At 65.5% G+C, this 17656-nt stretch carries 19 protein-coding genes; 9 read left to right on the forward strand and 10 right to left on the reverse strand.

Annotated features, from left to right (window positions below; all coding sequences use genetic code 11):
- Positions 1 to 33 precede the first annotated feature (33 nt).
- Positions 34 to 651 carry a nitroreductase family protein gene (locus MU553_RS02000; protein WP_247374252.1) on the reverse strand — a complete coding sequence of 206 codons (618 nt, stop codon included), beginning with the start codon at positions 649 to 651 and terminating at the stop codon, positions 34 to 36.
- A 238-nt stretch (positions 652 to 889) separates the two neighbouring features.
- On the opposite strand from MU553_RS02000, the gene mvaD reads away from it, so the two are divergent.
- Positions 890 to 1861: a phosphomevalonate decarboxylase MvaD gene (mvaD, locus tag MU553_RS02005; RefSeq protein WP_247374264.1), complete on the forward strand. Its 972-nt coding sequence runs from the start codon at positions 890 to 892 to the stop codon at positions 1859 to 1861.
- Between the two features lie 41 nt (positions 1862 to 1902).
- Positions 1903 to 3138 carry an NAD(P)/FAD-dependent oxidoreductase gene (locus MU553_RS02010; protein ID WP_247374267.1) on the forward strand — a complete coding sequence of 412 codons (1236 nt, stop codon included), beginning with the start codon at positions 1903 to 1905 and terminating at the stop codon, positions 3136 to 3138.
- A gap of 45 nt (positions 3139 to 3183) precedes the next feature.
- On the opposite strand, the gene MU553_RS02015 is transcribed toward MU553_RS02010, so the two are convergent.
- The 5 genes from MU553_RS02015 to MU553_RS02035 all read right to left on the reverse strand — a co-directional run bounded on the left by MU553_RS02015 (position 3184) and on the right by MU553_RS02035 (position 7812).
- Positions 3184 to 3624 carry a universal stress protein gene (locus tag MU553_RS02015; protein WP_247374269.1) on the reverse strand — a complete coding sequence of 147 codons (441 nt, stop codon included), beginning with the start codon at positions 3622 to 3624 and terminating at the stop codon, positions 3184 to 3186.
- A 57-nt stretch (positions 3625 to 3681) separates the two neighbouring features.
- Entirely contained in the window at positions 3682 to 4785 is a 1104-nt protein-coding gene (locus tag MU553_RS02020; protein ID WP_247374272.1) for a chemotaxis protein CheW, read from the reverse strand.
- Positions 4782 to 5687, reverse strand: a complete 906-nt coding sequence (locus tag MU553_RS02025; RefSeq protein WP_247374274.1) for a ParA family protein — start codon at positions 5685 to 5687, stop codon at positions 4782 to 4784. The genes MU553_RS02020 and MU553_RS02025 overlap by 4 nt, the downstream gene beginning before the upstream one ends.
- A gap of 92 nt (positions 5688 to 5779) precedes the next feature.
- Positions 5780 to 7261, reverse strand: a complete 1482-nt coding sequence (gene cysS, locus MU553_RS02030; RefSeq protein ID WP_247374276.1) for a cysteine--tRNA ligase — start codon at positions 7259 to 7261, stop codon at positions 5780 to 5782.
- Positions 7262 to 7311: 50 nt separating this feature from the next.
- Complete coding sequence (locus MU553_RS02035; protein WP_247374278.1) at positions 7312 to 7812, reverse strand: DUF7523 family protein; 501 nt, start codon at positions 7810 to 7812, stop codon at positions 7312 to 7314.
- Positions 7813 to 7979: 167 nt separating this feature from the next.
- On the opposite strand from MU553_RS02035, the gene MU553_RS02040 reads away from it, so the two are divergent.
- From MU553_RS02040 to MU553_RS02060, 5 genes are all read left to right on the forward strand, one after another.
- Positions 7980 to 8120, forward strand: coding sequence for a hypothetical protein (locus MU553_RS02040; RefSeq protein ID WP_247374280.1), 141 nt, complete (start codon positions 7980 to 7982; stop codon positions 8118 to 8120).
- 40 nt (positions 8121 to 8160) lie between these two features.
- A complete protein-coding gene (locus MU553_RS02045; RefSeq protein WP_247374282.1) occupies positions 8161 to 9042 on the forward strand; it encodes a CbiX/SirB N-terminal domain-containing protein in 882 nt (293 codons plus the stop codon).
- Between the two features lie 61 nt (positions 9043 to 9103).
- Positions 9104 to 11368: a PAS domain-containing sensor histidine kinase gene (locus MU553_RS02050; RefSeq protein ID WP_247374284.1), complete on the forward strand. Its 2265-nt coding sequence runs from the start codon at positions 9104 to 9106 to the stop codon at positions 11366 to 11368.
- Positions 11369 to 11455: 87 nt separating this feature from the next.
- Positions 11456 to 11821 (forward strand): ArsR/SmtB family transcription factor, encoded by a 366-nt coding sequence (locus MU553_RS02055; protein ID WP_247374286.1) that lies wholly within the window; start codon positions 11456 to 11458, stop codon positions 11819 to 11821.
- Between the two features lie 2 nt (positions 11822 to 11823).
- Positions 11824 to 12135, forward strand: coding sequence for a DUF7521 family protein (locus tag MU553_RS02060; RefSeq protein ID WP_247374288.1), 312 nt, complete (start codon positions 11824 to 11826; stop codon positions 12133 to 12135).
- A gap of 435 nt (positions 12136 to 12570) precedes the next feature.
- On the opposite strand, the gene MU553_RS02065 is transcribed toward MU553_RS02060, so the two are convergent.
- Positions 12571 to 13695 carry a LolA family protein gene (locus tag MU553_RS02065; protein WP_247374290.1) on the reverse strand — a complete coding sequence of 375 codons (1125 nt, stop codon included), beginning with the start codon at positions 13693 to 13695 and terminating at the stop codon, positions 12571 to 12573.
- Between the two features lie 150 nt (positions 13696 to 13845).
- Between MU553_RS02065 and MU553_RS02070 the strand changes: the two genes are divergently transcribed.
- Positions 13846 to 14961 carry a DR2241 family protein gene (locus tag MU553_RS02070; RefSeq protein ID WP_247374292.1) on the forward strand — a complete coding sequence of 372 codons (1116 nt, stop codon included), beginning with the start codon at positions 13846 to 13848 and terminating at the stop codon, positions 14959 to 14961.
- Positions 14962 to 14967: 6 nt separating this feature from the next.
- Here the strand turns inward: MU553_RS02070 and MU553_RS02075 are convergent, their stop codons facing one another.
- The gene (locus tag MU553_RS02075; RefSeq protein WP_247374295.1) at positions 14968 to 15537 is read right to left on the reverse strand and encodes a DUF7524 family protein; all 570 of its coding nucleotides are present in this window, start codon (positions 15535 to 15537) and stop codon (positions 14968 to 14970) included.
- A gap of 38 nt (positions 15538 to 15575) precedes the next feature.
- Positions 15576 to 15773, reverse strand: a complete 198-nt coding sequence (locus tag MU553_RS02080; protein WP_247374310.1) for a methytransferase partner Trm112 — start codon at positions 15771 to 15773, stop codon at positions 15576 to 15578.
- A gap of 106 nt (positions 15774 to 15879) precedes the next feature.
- On the opposite strand from MU553_RS02080, the gene MU553_RS02085 reads away from it, so the two are divergent.
- Positions 15880 to 16260 (forward strand): truncated hemoglobin, encoded by a 381-nt coding sequence (locus MU553_RS02085; protein ID WP_247374322.1) that lies wholly within the window; start codon positions 15880 to 15882, stop codon positions 16258 to 16260.
- 5 nt (positions 16261 to 16265) lie between these two features.
- Here the strand turns inward: MU553_RS02085 and MU553_RS02090 are convergent, their stop codons facing one another.
- Complete coding sequence (locus MU553_RS02090) at positions 16266 to 17597, reverse strand: adenylosuccinate synthase (protein ID WP_247374324.1); 1332 nt, start codon at positions 17595 to 17597, stop codon at positions 16266 to 16268.
- Between the last annotated feature and the right edge of the window lie 59 nt (positions 17598 to 17656).

The raw sequence follows: 17656 nt of genomic DNA on the forward strand, positions 1-17656 counted from the left end.
GAACAGGCAAGTGTCGACGTGGCGGAAAAGTAGCTACTCGAACGAGCCGTGAGAGACGATGTCGGCGAGCGGCTTCCGGTCGCTCGGTACCTCGCGTTCCTGCAGTTCCTCGGGGAGGGTGTCCGTGGCGGCCTGCTTGCCGATGGCCACCATCGCTTCCGCATCGAACTCATCTTCGGGGACGCCGAGGGCGTCGTGGATGCGCTCCCAGTCGAACCCGGCCATCGGGTGCAGCGCGAGGTCGCGTCGCGTCCCCTCCAGAGCCAGGTTCTGCCACGCTGCACCCGTGTCGAAGGAGTGGGTGAGTGCAGGTTCGCCGTTGTGCTCGAAGGTCGTCTTCGAGAAGATCGCCACGAGGACGCTCGCGTCAGTCGCCCACGCCTGGTTGTTCTCGGTCAGCAGATCGACGAACGTCTCCCACTCGTCGTCGTCACGCGTCGCGTACACGAACCGCCAGTGCTGGTTGTTGAACGCCGACGGCGCCCAGCGGGCGGCCTCGAACAGCGGCAGGAACTCCGCTTCGGCCAGCGGTTCGCCCGTCATCGCACGCGGCGACCACCGGTTCACGAACAACGGATCGACGTCGTGTTCGGGCGTGCGGTGCGCGGCGACTTCGTCGTCGAGTTTGCGGTCTTCGTCTGTCAGAGACATCGTAGTATCTTGTCGGTCCTGCGGACACATATATTATTGGCGACATACCTGTAACCAGGTTACACCGATGACAGTGGTCGCAGTGAGTGTCGTGAGTGTGACAGCGACCAGCCGTGACTGGCTGCGTGGCCGAATTGGCGGTCGGGAGCAGAGAGGCAACCCAGAGACGCTGACAGGTCACCGGTTTCGGGACGAGAGAAGAGGTACTTAGAAGTCCCGGTGGCTCCGAGCGGGAGGTATGAAAGCGACCGCGAAGGCTCACCCCATCCAGGGGCTGGTCAAGTATCACGGGATGCGCGACGAGGAGTTGCGACTCCCGTATCACGACTCGATCAGCGTCTGTACCGCACCGAGTCACTCGAAGACCACCGCCGAGTTCGACCCGTCGCTCACCGCCGACCGCTACGTCATCGACGGCGAACAGGTCACCGGTCGGGGAGCAGAGCGAATCGAGGCAGTCGTGGATCACGTCCGAGACCTCGCCGGCATCGATCACCACGTTCGCTTCGAGTCCGAGAACAACTTCCCGACGAACATCGGCTTCGGCTCCTCGTCGTCGGGGTTCGCGGCGGCAGCGCGCGCCCTCGTCGAGGCAGCGGGGCTGGACATGTCCCTCCCGGAGATTTCAGCTGTCGCACGCCGCGGATCGTCGTCTGCGGCACGCGCCGTCACCGGCGCGTTCTCACATCTCCGCACGGGCCTCAACGACGAGGACTGCCGCTCCGAGCGCATCGAGACTGACCTGGAGGACGATCTCCGCATCGTCGGCGCGGAGGTGCCGGCCTACAAGGAGACCGAAGAGGCTCACAAGGAAGCAGCGGACAGCCACATGTTCGAGGCGCGGATGGCCCACATCCACGGGCAGATCGCCGAGATGCGCGACGCGCTCCGCGCGGGCGACTTCGACCGCACCTTCGAGCTGGCCGAGCACGATTCACTCTCGCTCGCGGCGACGACGATGACCGGACCGGCCGGCTGGGTGTACTGGCAGCCCCGCACGCTCGAGGTGTTCAACACCGTCCGGGAACTCCGCGAGGAAGACGTACCGGTGTACTTCTCGGTCGACACCGGCGCCAGCGTCTACGTGAACACGACGGCCGACTACGTCGACCGCGTCGAGGGTGCCATCGCCGACTGCGGCGTCGACACCCGCACCTGGACAGTCGGCGGTCCCTCACAGATCCTAGACGAGAGTCAGGCACTGTTCTGAGCGACGGCGGTCTTTACCACGGCCCAGCCCCATACTCCGGTATGCGAATCGCCGTCTTCGGAGCTGGGTACGCCGGTCTCACCCTCGCGCGTCGCCTGGAACGGACGCTACCGCCCGACGTGGAACTCGTCGTCGTCGACGAGGACGAGTATCACCTCGTCCAGCACGAAATCCATCGCGCGATTCGCCGGCCGGCGATCGCCGACGACCTACGGATCCCACTCACGGAGGTGCTCGACCGTGCCGACGTACGACGGGCACGGGTCACCGACGTCGAAAGCGACGCCGGCGTCGCGACGCTCGCCGACGGCGAGACGCTCACCTACGACGTGGGGGCAGTCTGTCTCGGTGCCGAAACCGCCTTCTACGACCTCCCCGGGCTGCAATCCCATGCGACGCCGCTGAAACGACTCGAAGACGCAGCGCGGATTCGAGCCGACTTCCTCGACGTCGCCACGGGCGACGACACGGCACAGGTCGTCGTCGGTGGTGCGGGACTGTCCGGCATCCAGACTGCCGGCGAACTGGCCGCGCTCGCCCGGGAGGAGGGCGTCGCGGGCGACGTGGAGATTCGACTGCTCGAACAGAAAGCCGCCGTCGCACCGAACTTCCCCGAACGGTTCCAGTCCGCCGTCCACGACGAACTGGTCGCACGCGACGTGGTCGTGCAGACGAACGCGACGGTCACGGAGGCAACAGACGCCGCCGTCCGTCTCACAGACGGCTCGACCGTCGCCTACGACCAGTTAATCTGGACCGGCGGGATTCGCGGACCGACGGCACTGGACGGCGAGCGTCCAATCGTCAGGAGCCATCTCCGACTCGTCGACGACACGTTCGTCGTCGGCGATGCGGCGCGGATCGTCGACGCCGACGGAGAAGCCGTGCCAGCCAGCGCCCAATCGGCAGTCCGTGCGGCCCGCGTCGCGGCCGACAACGTCGAGCGACTCGTCGAGTACGACCGGACCGACCGGCGCGGCTTCGAGCCGAGGCTGGCGAACTTCACGTTCGACTCGCCCGGCTGGCTGGTCTCGATCGGGAACGGCGCCGTCGCACAGGTCGGGTCCGCCGTCCTCACGGGATCCGCAGCAGTGGCACTGAAGACGACCGTCGGTGCCGGGTATCTCTCCTCGGTGGGAACCGTCCACCAGGCAGTCGATCTGGTTCGCGAAGAGTTCGGACTCACAGGAGAGACCACCAGCGAGGCCCAGCCGAGAGACGGGGAGCCCGGCGACTCCGACGACCGGATCGTGGGCGGCGAAAACCCAAACGAATGAACCCGCGACAGGCAGAGACTGACGACGGTGCGTCCAGCGAGTCGGTCAGCCGCCAGTGTGTCTGATGATGACCACGTCGTAGGCCGTATCGGCGGCGATGCTACTGCCGACGCTGGAGAGGGAGTTGACCACCTGCCCGGCGTTCTCGCTGCCGATGAACACCATCGTCGCGTCGAGTCGGCGGGCGACGCGTCGGAGGCGGTTGGCGATCGAGCTGACCTGTGCGTACTTCCCGACGACCTCGTAGTGGAACTTTGCGTCGGGGACGATTCGGGTCGCCTTCGAGCGGAGGCGCGCCGCGACGGCGTCGGTCTCTGGCGGACTGTCCGCGTTCAGCCCGGCGTTGGTTCTGGCGAACTCCGCGTTCCGTTTCGGGATGACGCTCACGGCGACGACCGACTCGTCGAATCGGCCGTGGAACTCGCCGGCGCGGGCCAGTGCCGCCTCGGACAGCGGCGAGCCGTCGAATGGAACAACGAAGGTCATAGTGAAACGGAGAGTACAGCGATCACAGGAGAGTGTCTGGGTTCGAGAAGGCCACCGTTACGAGGAGTTCAACGCGAGCTCGGGCGTCGTCCAGACGACGAAGTCGTCCTCGTCTTCGCGGTTGATGATGCCGTTGATGTATTCGGCGTCCTCGTCGGGCGAGTCGTTGACCTCGTCGTCCGACACCGGCGTGACCTGCCGGACTTCGTCGACGACCCAGCCGAGATGGCCCTGATCGCCGACTTCCTCGGAGTCGAAGACGATGATGAGGCTGCCGCCGACTTCCTCCTCGACTTCGAGCGCGTCCTTCGGATTGATGATGGTCGTCACCTGACCGCGGAGGTCGACGACGCCCTCGACGAACGAGGGAGAGTTGGGGACGCGAGTCATGTTCTCCAGTTCGACGATCTCTTCGATGTAGTCGATGTCGAGACAGAACCGCTCGTCGCCGAGTTCGAACTCCAGTACGCGGGTGCGAGCGCCGACGTGGGCAGTCCCGCGAGACGCCGCCGCGGCGCGGGCCGCCGCGACGCTCTGTTCGGCGCCGTCGAGCGTGGACTGGTCGTCCTCCTCGGTGACTGTCGTCGCCTGGTCCGGAATGGCGAACGTGTTACCGGCGTTCAGGTTGTCGACAGCAGACGACGCGTCGGTCGTGCTGACCGTCTGGGCGACGCCCGTCTGTGGCTCCGCCGCGTCGTCGGCCACGGCCGGCGCGTCGACGTCCGTTTTCTCGGCTTTCTCGTCGTGGGCGACCGCCTTCTCGGGCGAGTCGTCGAACTCGAAGCCGCTCTCCTCGACGCCGGACCCGTCGTCCTCAGTTTCCGTCTCCTGGCCGTTGGTTGAGTCGGCGGCCGAGGGTGCAGGTTCCGTCTCCTGGCCGTTGGTTGAGTCGGCGGCCGTGGATTCGGGCTCGGTTGAGGTCGTCGCGTCGTCTACCGGTTGGTCCTCCGAGGCCATCTCCGATTCGCTGCCACGGTCGGACGTCTCAGTCGCCTCGTCGGATTCCGTCTCGGTGTCGTCGGTTTCACCGGCACCGTCCGCCGTGGGACGTTCGTCTGTGTCGCCATCGCGGGATCGGCCACGGCGACGTCCCTCGCGCATTTCTCGTAGTCGATCCGCCCGATTCATCCGGTCGTTGTCGTCAGTGTCCTCATCAGTCATGCTGTCACCTCCTCGACGAAGCCGAACTGCTCGTCGAGGTCTGCCGCGATGTCCAGGAAGACGTCGGTCATGTCGACGTTCGCGTCGTAGGCGAACACGGAGTTGCCCTGGGAGAACGCCCGCTGCAGCGCGACGCGTTTGCGGACCTGCCACACCGGCACGTCCGAGAACACGGCCTCGAACCACTCGAGCATCTCCTCGTCCTCGTTCGTCGATTCGACCCGGTTGGCGACGACGCCGACTTCCGAGACGGAGATGCCGGTCCGGTCTTCGAGGGCGGCCACCTGGTCGAACAGGAGTTCGATGGCGCGCTCGGACGTCGCCTCGGTCAGCGCCGGGATGAGAACGTTCCGCGTCGCGTAGATGGCCGTGTCGGTCAACTGGCCGTAGAACGGGGGCGAGTCGACGATGACGTAGTCGTAGTCGTCGGCCACCACGTCGAGGGCTCGGTCGAGGTGGTCCATCGGTTCCGACCCGGCGATAGTCTCCGGCGTGACGACGTTCGTCAGTGCCGACAGCGCCGACGGGTCGGCGTCGATAGCGGGATCGGACTCGATCGTCGCCATCGCGTCGGCGAGCGTCAGTTCGTGTTCGGCCTCCAGCAACTCGAAGTGGCTGGGGAGCACGTCCATCTCCTCGTGGGAGACGATGACGTCACGGATCACGTCCCGCTGCGTGGCGTCGGTCAGGACGTCGAACAGGGTCGGCGGGTCCCTGTCGTAGGCATCGACCAACCCGAGCCCTTCGGTTGCGTTCCCCTGCGGGTCCAGATCGACGAACAACACGTCGTGGCCACGCTCGTTGAGCGCGCCCGCGATGTTGATAGCGACTGTCGTTTTCCCCGTCCCGCCTTTCGCGTTCGTCACGCAGATCGACGCAGGACGGTCTTGCTCCCGGCTCATCGATAACTATCGGGGTGTCAGTCCCACCAACTAATAAAAATAAGCTCCCGATTCTCAATTGTTGTAGCAGTGCAGGGCGGGAAATCCGCCGCTCAAAAGCGGGCGACCGGTCCGTCGTCGGTGTCCTCGACCGTGATGCCGAGGGCTTCGAGTTCGTCCCGGAGGTCGTCCGCCCGCTCGTAGTTGCCGGCCTCGCGCTCTGATTCGCGGACCGAGAGCACGAGATCGGCGAGTTCCTGTGCGACTCGAACGTCACCGTCGGTGTCGCCACCGAACGAGAGTCCGAGGACGCCCTCGCCGAACGCCTCGAACGTCTCGATCGCGCGTCGAAGCCCGACGTAATCGTACTCGTCGTGCTCGTCGACGTGACGGTTGACAGCTCCGGCCAGATCGAGCAGCGCCGTCATCGCTTCGCGGGTGTTGAAGTCGTCGTTCATCGCCGTCTCGAAGTCCGAACGGGCGGTCTCGACGCCCGCTCTGAGGGGGTCGTCGGGGACTTTCGTGTGTGCGTCGACGCTGTCCGCCGCCTCGACGGCCCGCTGGTAGCCGCGTTCGAGACGCTCCCAGCGTTCGGTGGCTTCCTGGACGGTCTCTTCGCTGTAGACGGCGCTGTTGGCGTAGGCCGTCGAGAGCAGGAACGTGCGGGCGACGTTGGCGCCGTGCTCGGCGACGAACTCCGCGACGGTGAAGAAGTTCCCCAGCGAGGAGGACATCTTCTCGCCTTTGGTTTCGAGCAGGCGGACGTGGAGCCAGTAGCGGGCGAACGTCTCGCCCGTGGCGGCCTCGCTCTGGGCGATCTCGTTCTCGTGGTGGGGAAAAACCAGGTCCTGGCCGCCGACGTGGATGTCGATGGTGTCGTCGAGGTGTGTCATGCTCATCGCCGAGCACTCGATGTGCCAGCCGGGGCGGCCCTCGCCCCACGGCGAGTCCCAGGTCTGGGCGGTCTCGCAAGCTTCTTCGGCCGGTGCGGCCTCCTCGTGCTGGTGTTCGGCGATGTCCCCTTCGCTGACGCCGTCGGCTTTCCAGAGTGCGAAGTCGGCCGGGTTGCGCTTGTCCGAGCGCTCGTCGGGGTCGCCCTGCGAGTCCAGTTCCTCGACGTCCTGGTTCGAGAGTTTCCCGTAGTCCTCGAACTCGGTGACGTCGAAGTACACCGACCCGTTGACCTCGTATGCGTAGCCCTTCTCGACTAACGTCTCGACGAGGTCGATGATCTCGGGGACGTGCTCGGAGACGCGTGGGTACACCTCCGTCCGCAGGAGATTGAGCGAGCGCATGTCCCGAATGGTCTGACCGACGTAGTGTTCGGCGACCGCGGCTTCGCTCGCTCCGTCCTCGCCGACGCGGGCGACGATCTTCTCGTTGACGTCGGTGAAGTTCTCGACGTGACGGACGTCGTAGCCCAGGTGTTCGAGCCAGCGGTGCATCACGTCGACGTGGACCCACCCGCGAGCGTGGCCCAGATGGGCCGGGTCCGAGGTCGTCAGGCCACAGTAGTAGAGCAGAACCGAGTCGGGATCCTGTGGCTCGAACGCCTCGCGCTCACCGGTGAGGGTGTTCGTCACACGAAGGGTCATTACGACCTACCAGACGGGGCCGGCGTTTCAACGCTACGATAGCGCGGAGTTTACGAACGATCGGGAACGGTCTCCAGTGCCGCCTCGACAGCGCGAAGTGCGTCCGGTCCCGCCCGCCGTGAGACGACGACGGTGAGCGCGTCGCTCGCAGTCCCAGCAGCCTCGACGTCGATTCCTTCTGCCCCAAGATGGGTCAACACGTGTCCGAGCGACCGTGCATCCACGTCACCACCGGCGAGGATGGCAGTCAACGACCCGCCGCCGGACACGAGTCGCGTCTCGCCGACGGTGAGCAGTGCGTCCGCTTGGTCTGCATCCTCGGCGACACCCACGCCGCTCTCCATGTTTACCCGAGCGTCCCGCCCAGTCGCGTCGTACTCGGGCAAGTCCTCGGCGTATCGGCGGAGTGCGGCCACGACCGCCTCCTGGTCGTCGACGCCCAGATCGAGAAAGCGAGCAGCAGCGGTGTAGTTGACCACGCCAGCCCGGAGTGCCTCGTAGAGGAACGGGTTCGCCCGGACCGCCTCGCGGGTGCGTTCAGCCAGCGACATACTCGCTCCGGCGAGCGCCGACGACAAAAGCCCGCCGGGTTAAAAGTGACCGCAGTATTGTTGCAAACCAGCCATGTGAGACAACATCATACGTACTGCTGTGTCAACGGGTGACCGGAACGGTGGGGGAACCGCCAGCGGGTCCAGCCGCCTGACACGAGGCAATCATGGCAACGAACGACGATCCCTGTGCGAACTGCGCCGCCTGTGGCGACTGTGAGCGCATCGACGTGGAACCGGAGACCGACCAGCGCGACGTGGCCGACGCAGACATCGAGAAGCCCTACTCCGAGGAGGTGAACGAGTGACAGCGAAGTCCCTAAGACCGACCTCTCCCTAGACGCGGGTATGCAAGCGCTGGTCATCGCGGCGCACGGATCGCACCTCAGCGCGGGGTCTGCCACACCGACGTTCGATCACGCAGACACCATCCGCGAATCGGGGGCGTTCGACGAAGTGCGGGAGTGTTTCTGGAAGGAGGAACCGTCCTTCCGAGAAGTCCTGCGCACCGTCGAGAGCGACGAGGTATACGTCGTCCCGCTGTTCATCAGCGAGGGCTACTTCACCGAACAGGTCATCCCACGGGAACTCCGTCTGGAGGAGTGGGACGTCGACCAGTGGGACTCTGACGGGACGTCGGCCACCCACACGACGGTGACGGCAACCGACACGGACCAGACCGTACACTACTGTGGCCCTGTCGGAACGCACGACGCGATGAGCGACGTGATCGTCCAGCGCGCCGACAGCGTCACGGGCGACCGCTCGGTCGACGACGGGGAGTTCGGGCTCGCGGTCGTCGGCCACGGCACCGAGCGCAACGAGAACAGCGCCAAGGCAATCGAGTATCACGCCGACCGCATCCGCGAACAGGGCCGCTTCGGCGAGGTCGAAGCGCTGTTCATGGACGAAGACCCCGAGGTCGACGACGTGACGGACTACTTCTCGACCGAGGACGTCGTCGTCGTCCCGCTGTTCATCGCGGACGGGTACCACACCCAGGAGGACATCCCCGAGGACATGGGACTGACCGACGACTACCGGAAGGGATGGGACACGCCCACCGAAGTCGACGGCCACCGTATCTGGTACTCCGGTGCCGTCGGGACCGAACCGCTGATGGCCGACGTGGTGCTCGAACGTGCCGCCGACGCCGGTGCCGACGTCGGCGACGCCATCGAGCGCGTCCGCCGGGAAACCAGTAGCGCCGGCCCAGCCGCCGGCGACTGAGGACGAAGCCGACCATCACACCCGGGAAGGGTTTTTTATTTGTGCATCGACACAAGGGGGTATGGCCAGGTCGCGGGTTCTCTTGCTCGGACCGAGGCGAACGCTCCCCGAGGGACTGACCGCAGGGGACTGCGCCAGCGCGATTACGACAGCGTTCCCCGACGTCGACGTCGAGACCGTCACCTCACCAGCGGCCGCACTCGCCGCACTGGACGGGGGAGTCGCCTGTCTCGTCAGTAGTCTGCCCCTCGACGACGAGGGTCTCGCCTTTCTGCGCGACGTCCGCGACCGGAACCAGAACGTTCCGATCGTCTATCTCGCGAACGCACCGAACGAGCGAGTGCCCGTGGACGCGCTGTCACTCGGCGTAACCGAGCATCGGTGTCTCCGCACGGCCGACGATCCGGCCGACGAGTTGGCCGCGGCAGTCCGGTCCGTGCTTCCCGAAGCCGAACCGGACGACCCGCCGGCCGCGACAAGCGAATCGCGCCAGACCGAGGACGCGGCCGGCGACGACGCGGGTCGATACCGACAACTGGTCAGGCACATCGCCGACCCGGTGTACATGATCGACGACGCGGGGTACGTCACGATGGTCAACGAGGCACTCTTGACGAAGGGCGGGTTCGAGCGCGAGGAGTTCGTCGGGACGCACGTCAGCGAGGTCATGCCCCCGGACGACGTCGAGCAGGGGACCGAGATCATCCTCGAACTGGTTCAGTCCGAGGTGACCGAGAGCGAGACGTTCGAGATGGAGATTATCCACGCTGACGGAACCCGCCGGGAGTACGAAGACCACGTCTCGGTGATGTACGACGAGGCGGGCGCCTACGAGGGATCGGTCGGGATCGTCCGCGACATCGAGGAACGCAAGGAGCGCGAGCGCGAACTCGAACAGTACGAAACCATCGTCGAAACCGTCCCGGACGGCGTGTTCGTGCTCGACGAGGCGGGACGCATCGTCGGCGGCAACGAGCGCGCGGCCGAGATGGTCGGCATCGAGAAGGGCGCTGCCGTGGGCACGTCGGTGTCCGATCTCGTCGAGCAGGGGATCCTGCGCGCGACGATACTGGAAACGTACAGCGAGATCGTCAGCGACCTCGTCTCCGATGCGTCCGACCGGGAGACCGACCGCTTCGAGTTCACGGTCCGACCGAACGGGTCCGACGAAGAGCGGATCTTCGAGGCGCGGATCGCGCTCCGCCCGTACGACGACGCGTTCCGGGGAACGGTCGGAGTGGTGCAGGACGTCACGGATCGCAAGCAACGCATCGAGGAACTCGAACGGTACGAGACGATCGTCCAGGCGATCCCGGACACGCTGTGGGCTGCCGACGAAGACGGCTACTTCACGTTCATCAACGAGGCCGGTGCCGAACAGTTCGGGTACACCCAGGCGGAGATCGAAGCGAACGAGATCCACTTCTCGGAGATCGTCAGCGACGACGAAGTCCAGAAGTTCTCAGAAGCGCTGGTGCGGCTGCTCTCCGACGAGTACGACACCGGTGAGAACGCCGTCGTCCAGTACACGGGCATCAGGAAAGACGGGCGCCGCTTCCCGGCCGAGACGTACCTCTCCCCGATGGAACCGACCGCAGCGGGCGTCGCCAGTGCCGGCATCGCACGCGACATCACCGAGCGCAAGCAGCGCGAGGAGCGAATCGAAGTGCTCGATCGCGTGCTCAGACACAACCTCCGCAACGACCTCAACGCGATTCTCGCCAACGCCGAGTTACTGAGCGATCGGCTCCGAACGCGACACGACGACGAGGCGGGAGCCAGGATCGCCGAGGTGGCCACGTCCCAGACGGAACAACTCGTCGAGACCAGTAGCGACGTCAGGCAGATCCAGCGAGCGCTCGAACGGGATCGGATGGACCACCCGGAGATCGACGCCGTCGACCTCGTCTCCGACGTGCTCGCGTCGTTCCAGTCGGCCAATCCCGGCGTGACCATCGAGACCGACCTGCCGGACCGAGCCGTCGTCGAAGCCGACGAGTCGCTCGAACTGGTCGTCGAGAACGTCGTCGAAAACGCGATCGAACACCACGACAGCGACCACCCGAAGATCGAGGTCACGATCGCAGAACAGGATCGCGAGCGCGGCGAGTGGTTCGAGATCACCGTCCGCGACGACGGCCCGGGGATTCCGTCACAGGAACTGGTCGCGGTCGACGATGACCGAACCGTCACACCGCTGCAACACGGGAGCGGCATCGGACTGTGGGCCGTCGCCTGGATCGTCCAGTCGTTCGGCGGGAGCGTCGACGTGGCGGCAGACGGAGCCGGCAGCGTCGTCACCCTCTCGCTCAGGAAGGCGCGGTAAGGCCGACCGCACGCGCGGGTTCGACCGTTTTTCAGACCTGGAAAAGGACGCCCGGTTTTTAAACCGTACCCATTCGTTGCGTGAGGTGTGAGTGAGGATTGGGAGTTACACGAGGTGCTCGACCTGCTGAGCGACGAGTACGCTCGCTCAATCCTCGCAGCAACGAGCGTCGAACCCATGTCTGCCAACGAACTCAGCGAGCAATGTGATGCGTCCCTGCCGACCGTCTACCGGCGTATCGAGTGGCTCCAGGAGTACGACCTGATCGAAGCACAGACCAGAGTGGAGTTGAGTGGAAACCACCACAAGGTGTTCTCGGCGACGCTGGCCGAGTTCTCGATGGAACTCGACGACGGCGCCTACGAGGGAACCATCGAGCGAACCTCCCGCGCGGACTTCCCGGAGGAGGAAGACACCGCCGACCGGTTCACTCGCATGTGGGAGAACCTCTGACCATGGTGGTTTCGACCACGCTCGTCAACTGGGCCATCATCGCGCTCGCCTTCGGCTCGACGGTGTTAGGAACCTACATCGCCTACCAGGCCTACCGAGGCTTCCGGCGCAACGAGAGCCGTCCGATGCAGTTCCTCTCGATCGGCCTTCTCCTGCTGACGGGCGTCGCGTTCGGCACCGCCTTCGTCGGCTCGGTCCTGCTCCGCGAGGGACTGATACCCATCCGCTACCGCCAGCCGCTGACCCTGCTGACGCGACTCTTCCAGTTCCTGGGGGTCGCGTTCATCGCGTACTCGCTGCACAGACGACCCTGACGGGACGGGACGACGCTCACGCGCACACTCTCACTCACACTGGACTGCGACACTGCTGTTCACCAGCGTTTTGCTGCCGTCACTCCCGCTGGCGGCGTATCGAGACTCCCAGCAGCATGACGCCTGCGACCGGCGGTGTCGACGGTCGCCACCGGTTCACCGAACGGATCTGCAGTCAACGGGCGCTTCGTTTCTGTGTCGGATACCTGCGGGCACTCACGACAGGGGAAGCTACTACCCACGGGAAACAAAAGACGACAACGGAACACCCACACGAGTAGAGAGCAGCGTCAGCGGGGACCTGGAAGGCGCGTCAGCGGAGACCGGGAGGGCGCGTCAGCGGAGACCGGGAGGGCGCGTCAGCGGAGACCGGGAGGGCGCGTCAGCGGAGATTCGGACAGCGACGAGCCAGAACGGCAGGTGAGCACGCAGGCCTCACGCGCACTCGACGGAGGCCGCGACGTCGACCAACTGGGCGCGTGAGAGGCCACCCGAGACCGAGTACCGGGAGCCGTCACACGACCAGACGATCATTCCGGCAGAGCCGAACTCGTGGTAGCTGCCGGTCCGTTGGCCGATCTGCACCGTCTCGTTGGAATCAGTCCCGTTGTACGTCGTCTCGTTGGCCTTGGTCACCGTGAGCCGCGTCGACTCGTTTCGGTACTGGAGGGAGACCGACCGACGGTCACCGCGGGTGACTCGCCCCTGTTCCAGGGAGAACCCCGCAGGGAGGTCCGGTTCCGGCAGGGACATCGTCGCGTTGGCCCGAAGATCGGCCAGCGAGTCGTACACGCGCGAGTCGGGGAGCGAGACGTCAGACGTGTTCGCGTCAGCGGGGACGTCGAGCGCGAACTTCGAGTCCGGGATCGTCGGGTTCAGTTCGACGTTCTCGTACCGCGTGACCGAACTGAAGTTCACCCGATCGGAGTTGGACGCCGTTTCGACGCGGACCGGGAAGTGCGTATCCGCGTCGAGCCAGGCGGTGATCGTCGCCTGCTCGCTTGCCATGGAGGCGTTGGGCTCCAGGCGGACGCGGTACGTCTTCTCGCCGTCGACCTGTTCGGTCCCGAGCGTTTCGACCGTCATCGAGTCCACGACGGACCCGATCATCGTCACGCTCGCGCTGCCGGACTGGCCCATCTGGTAGTTCGAGCGGTTGATGCGGGTGAGCTCGTTCGATTCCCGACTGTAAGTCACCACCATGGTCTCGTTGATGACGGTGACCATCCCCTCGGTGTAGGGGGAGGAAACCACTTCACGACGGACCTGCCCGGTTTCCGGGCGTGCCCAGACCTTCGTCGTCGTGTTGGTCTCGTTCTCACCGAACTCGCTGTGGGAGACCACCGTGGCAGTGTAGCTGTCGAGTTCAGACAGCCGTTGTTTGAACGCCGCAGCGACGTCACCGTCGCCGTCGCCGTCGATCGACTCGTTCGTCGGCGTCGCGTCGCCGGGGGAGGTAGTCGTGTTCGTCCCGGGGTCGCTGCCGACACAGCCGCTCAGGCCGAGTGCAGCAGCCACCACCACCACCAGGACGACAGATCGAACCGTCCGTGAAACCATGCACGTCACCGTAGTACCGAATCCCCCATAAGCCGAGAAGGACAGTTTCCGGCCTGGAAAGTTACCCCAAGATATTAATAACAGGTTTCCAACCGGCCGACAACGACGCGAAAGGCCGACTTTATTCCGGTGGCATCCCTCGGTCCTCGTATGATCGAGACGGCGGTCGACCACCTCATCGAGGCAGCAAACGAGGGCGACGGCGTCGAGTTCGACGGGCTCCACGTCCAGGCAACCGACGATGGATACGAGTTCCGGACGCCCCAGACCGAGCAGTCGGGACTCTCGGCCGAGCAACTCCGTGACGTGGCGTCGGAGCAGGCAGCGTACGTCACGAACTGGCACTTCTTCAGCGACGTGGCGTCCGACGAACCGGCCCGGTGGGCGTTCCTCCGGTGGCTCGAACACGCCGACGAGGACGACGTGCTGGCTCGGTACGGTGCGCTCGACGACGGACGCACGCGCGAGTGGGGACAACTCCACGTGACCGTCGAGCGCGACGACACCGGCGCTCGCCGGTACGACCTCCGGCACGTCGACGACGTGGACACGCCCGACGACGAGCTTCGCGTCCACGAGGACCCACTGGACGCACGGGACCTCGTCCGACACGACGAGACGGGGCGATACCGGCCGCTGAAAACCGCGCCGACGCTCCGCAGCGGCTGGGTCTTCCCAGATCTCGGTCCGGCGGCGCTGGTCGAGACGGTCGAGTTCGTCTATCCGGCGACGATCGCCAACTGGCATCGCGAGCGGGAGGGAGAACTGGACGTCTCACACTGGCACGAGACGGTCGAGCGCCAGACCGGCATCTACGGCGTCGTCGAGACGTGGGACCGACAGGAAGGCCACGAGCACGTCGACTGGGTCGCTGAGGCCTGCTGTGCCGACTCCCAGTGTCTGAAACGGCGGGAGTGGGAGTACGACGACGAGACCGACCTTGACGTCGACGGCGGCGACGGCGAGTTCCCGTGTCGGGAGCCCTGTTCGATGGTCATCTCTGCCGCCCGTCGCTGGACGAAACTCGAAGCCGAGCAGTCACAGACCTACGAGTTCGAGTTGACTCCCAGCGAGAAAGAACAGATCGAAGAGATCATCGACGCCGTCGCCGACGACCGCACGGACGAGATTCGGGAAGCCGACACGCGAGAGGGGGCGAACCGCTACCGAGCGCGGTTCCTCCGTGCGAAACGCTTCGACGACGACGGGAACCTCTGTGGCGTCCCGACCGAACGCGAGGACGACCAAGACGAGTCCGGCCACTGACGCCGGTCACTGCTGAGCGAGGAGGTAGCCGGCGACGAGCACGGCACAGAAGACGAGCACCGCGCCGACGGCGACGACCGTGCTCTCGAAGACCGCGGCCGAACCGACAGCGACGAGGAGTGCGAGGAGCCCCAGACTGGCGACGGGAAGGACGGGACTGTCACCGAGCAGCGGGGTGCCGGCCGCCTCGTCGGATTCGTCCTCGTCGCGGGGTTGTGGCTTCGCGAGTTCCTCGTCGATCTCGACGGCGTCGTCTTCGTCCGGTTCCAGCACTTCGACGTCGACCCAGCGAGTCACGGCCCCGTAGCCCGAGACGAGTTTGATCTTGCCGAACACGTGGTCGGTTCCGTGGACGCTGACGGGAATCTCCTTGGTCGCGTTGGCTTCGACGTAGAAGTTCGTGTCTTCGATGGACGCGATCTCGGGGAGTCCGTCGTCGAGATGGACGTGAATCCGGCTCGCCTCACCGTGGTTCGTGACCGCGAGGACGAACGAGTCCGCGGTCTCGAACGACGGCGGGACCTCCAGGGAGTGACGTTCCTGGCGGTTGATGTACACGGGTAGCGTGTCGGGCACGACCGACTCTGCGCGCGGCTTCGGGAAAAAGGTTCAGTTTATGCGGGAGACTCTTCGCGCATGTCCGGGGGCAACAGGTTCGGGATGCCCTCCTCGACGGGGTACTCCTCGCCGCACTCGGAACACACCAGTCGCCCCTCGATGACCTCGCCCTCGTCGTCACGCTGGGTGACCTCGAGTTCCAGGTCGCTTTTGTCCAGCGGACAACAGATGATGTCCATCAAGTCCTCTTGCATGAGTGAACGTGCGACCGGGGCGGTCAAAAACGTGCCGGACCGCCGCGTTCTCACGGTCTGGGGACGAAGTCGGCCACTTATGCCGATCTCGCGGGTAGCACCACCCATGACAGCCGACGAGACGCTGTACGAGAGGCTCGGGGGTCGCGAAGCGATCCGCGCCGTCGTGGACGATTTCTACGCGCGCCTCCTCGCGGACGACGAGCTGGGCCCCTTCTTCGCCGACACGGACATGGAGTCGCTGAAAGAACACCAGACGGACTACCTCTGCGAGGCCGCGGGCGGCCCCGCCGAGTACACCGGTCCGGACATCCGGACAGCGCATCTCCACGTCCCGTTTACCGAAGCACTGCTCGACCGGTCGATCGAGCACCTGCTCGCGAGCTTAGACGAGTTCGACGTCACTGGCGAGGACAGAGAGGCTGTCGTCGGCGCGATCACGACGCACGCGGACGATCTCCTCGCGACAGCCGACGAAAACGAGTGAAACGCTCAGGCCTCGAACGGCCGTTCGAGCACGATCGTCTGTGAGCGGTTCGGCCCGACGCCGACCGCGTAGATCGGCGTGTCCAGTTCCTCGCTGACGTAGTCGAGGTACGCACGCGCGTTCTCGGGGAGAGCCTCGTAGCCCTCGGCGGCGACCTGTTCCCAGTCGGGGTCCGGCCAGCCATCGAACGTGCGGAGGTTCGGCTCGCAGTCGCCCCAGCGTTCGGTCGTCGCGGGCATCGTGAACACTTCCTCGCCGTCGAGCTGGTAGGAGTGCCCGACTTTCACTTCGTCGAGCCCGGCGAGAACGTCGAGGTGGTTGATCGCGAGGCCGGTGAAGCCGCTCGCGCGCGCGGCGTGGCGGAGCATCGGCATGTCCAGCCAGCCGACGCGGCGCGGGCGACCGGTGACGGTGCCGTACTCCCCGCCCTCTTCGCGGATGTAGTGCGCGAGGTCTTCGGACTCCTCGTCGCCCTCCAGTTCCGTCGGGAGCGGGCCGGTGCCGACACGTGAGAGGTAGGCCTTGACGATCCCGATGATCTCACCCTGGCCGACGGTCGTCGGCCCGATGCCGGTGCCGGTACAGGCGCCGCCCGCGGTCGGGTTCGAGGACGTGACGTAGGGATAGATCCCGTGGTCGATGTCGATCGAGGTGCCCTGCGCGCCCTCGAACATGACGTTGTCGCCCTCGTCGATGCGGTTCTGGACGAACTCGCCGGCGTTGACGGCCATGCCGTTCTCGCGGAGGCGGCGGCCGTACTCGCTGAACTCCTCGTGAAGCGCGTCGACGTCGAACTCCTCGCCGGCGTCCATGCCGTAGACGTCCTCGACGATGGCGCGGTTGTACGGAACGACGTACTCCAGGCGCTCGCGGAGGACCTCGGGATCGAGCAGGTCGCCGATGCGGATGCCCCGCCGGCCGACCTTGTCCTCGTAGGTGGGGCCGATCCCCCGGCCGGTCGTCCCGGCTTCGAGGTCCGAATCGCTCTTGGCTTCCTCCTCGATTCCGTCCAGAACGCGATGATAGGGGAGAATCGTGTGTGCGCGCTTCGCGACGCGGACGTCCGGATCGAGTCCGCGCTCCTGTAGGCCGTCGATCTCGTCGAAGAGAGTGCGGGGATTCACGACGCAGCCGTTGCCCAGCAAGCCAACCTTCCCGCGGATGGCACCACTGGGTACCAACGACAGTTTGTACTCCTCGTCGCCCTCGACGACGGTGTGGCCGGCGTTGTCGCCACCCTGATAGCGGACGACGATGTCAGCGGCGTCGCCATACAAGTCGACGATGCCGCCTTTACCCTCGTCGCCGAGTTGCGACCCAACGATGGTTACGGTCATCAACGGCGTTTACGCCCACCGTGATAAACAGATTACGGTCCCCTCGCTGTCGCGAACCA

The organism is Halorientalis brevis, from assembly GCF_023077655.1.

What these genes read in the sequence shown, in the direction of transcription:
- MU553_RS02000 (WP_247374252.1), bottom strand. Translation starts at nt 651, where the DNA reads ATGTCTCTGACAGACGAAGACCGCAAACTCGACGACGAAGTCGCCGCG.
- mvaD (WP_247374264.1), top strand. Translation starts at nt 890, where the DNA reads ATGAAAGCGACCGCGAAGGCTCACCCCATCCAGGGGCTGGTCAAGTAT.
- MU553_RS02010 (WP_247374267.1), top strand. Translation starts at nt 1,903, where the DNA reads ATGCGAATCGCCGTCTTCGGAGCTGGGTACGCCGGTCTCACCCTCGCG.
- MU553_RS02015 (WP_247374269.1), bottom strand. Translation starts at nt 3,624, where the DNA reads ATGACCTTCGTTGTTCCATTCGACGGCTCGCCGCTGTCCGAGGCGGCA.
- MU553_RS02020 (WP_247374272.1), bottom strand. Translation starts at nt 4,785, where the DNA reads ATGACTGATGAGGACACTGACGACAACGACCGGATGAATCGGGCGGAT.
- MU553_RS02025 (WP_247374274.1), bottom strand. Translation starts at nt 5,687, where the DNA reads ATGAGCCGGGAGCAAGACCGTCCTGCGTCGATCTGCGTGACGAACGCG.
- cysS (WP_247374276.1), bottom strand. Translation starts at nt 7,261, where the DNA reads ATGACCCTTCGTGTGACGAACACCCTCACCGGTGAGCGCGAGGCGTTC.
- MU553_RS02035 (WP_247374278.1), bottom strand. Translation starts at nt 7,812, where the DNA reads ATGTCGCTGGCTGAACGCACCCGCGAGGCGGTCCGGGCGAACCCGTTC.
- MU553_RS02040 (WP_247374280.1), top strand. Translation starts at nt 7,980, where the DNA reads ATGGCAACGAACGACGATCCCTGTGCGAACTGCGCCGCCTGTGGCGAC.
- MU553_RS02045 (WP_247374282.1), top strand. Translation starts at nt 8,161, where the DNA reads ATGCAAGCGCTGGTCATCGCGGCGCACGGATCGCACCTCAGCGCGGGG.
- MU553_RS02050 (WP_247374284.1), top strand. Translation starts at nt 9,104, where the DNA reads ATGGCCAGGTCGCGGGTTCTCTTGCTCGGACCGAGGCGAACGCTCCCC.
- MU553_RS02060 (WP_247374288.1), top strand. Translation starts at nt 11,824, where the DNA reads ATGGTGGTTTCGACCACGCTCGTCAACTGGGCCATCATCGCGCTCGCC.
- MU553_RS02065 (WP_247374290.1), bottom strand. Translation starts at nt 13,695, where the DNA reads ATGGTTTCACGGACGGTTCGATCTGTCGTCCTGGTGGTGGTGGTGGCT.
- MU553_RS02070 (WP_247374292.1), top strand. Translation starts at nt 13,846, where the DNA reads ATGATCGAGACGGCGGTCGACCACCTCATCGAGGCAGCAAACGAGGGC.
- MU553_RS02080 (WP_247374310.1), bottom strand. Translation starts at nt 15,773, where the DNA reads ATGCAAGAGGACTTGATGGACATCATCTGTTGTCCGCTGGACAAAAGC.
- MU553_RS02085 (WP_247374322.1), top strand. Translation starts at nt 15,880, where the DNA reads ATGACAGCCGACGAGACGCTGTACGAGAGGCTCGGGGGTCGCGAAGCG.
- MU553_RS02090 (WP_247374324.1), bottom strand. Translation starts at nt 17,597, where the DNA reads ATGACCGTAACCATCGTTGGGTCGCAACTCGGCGACGAGGGTAAAGGC.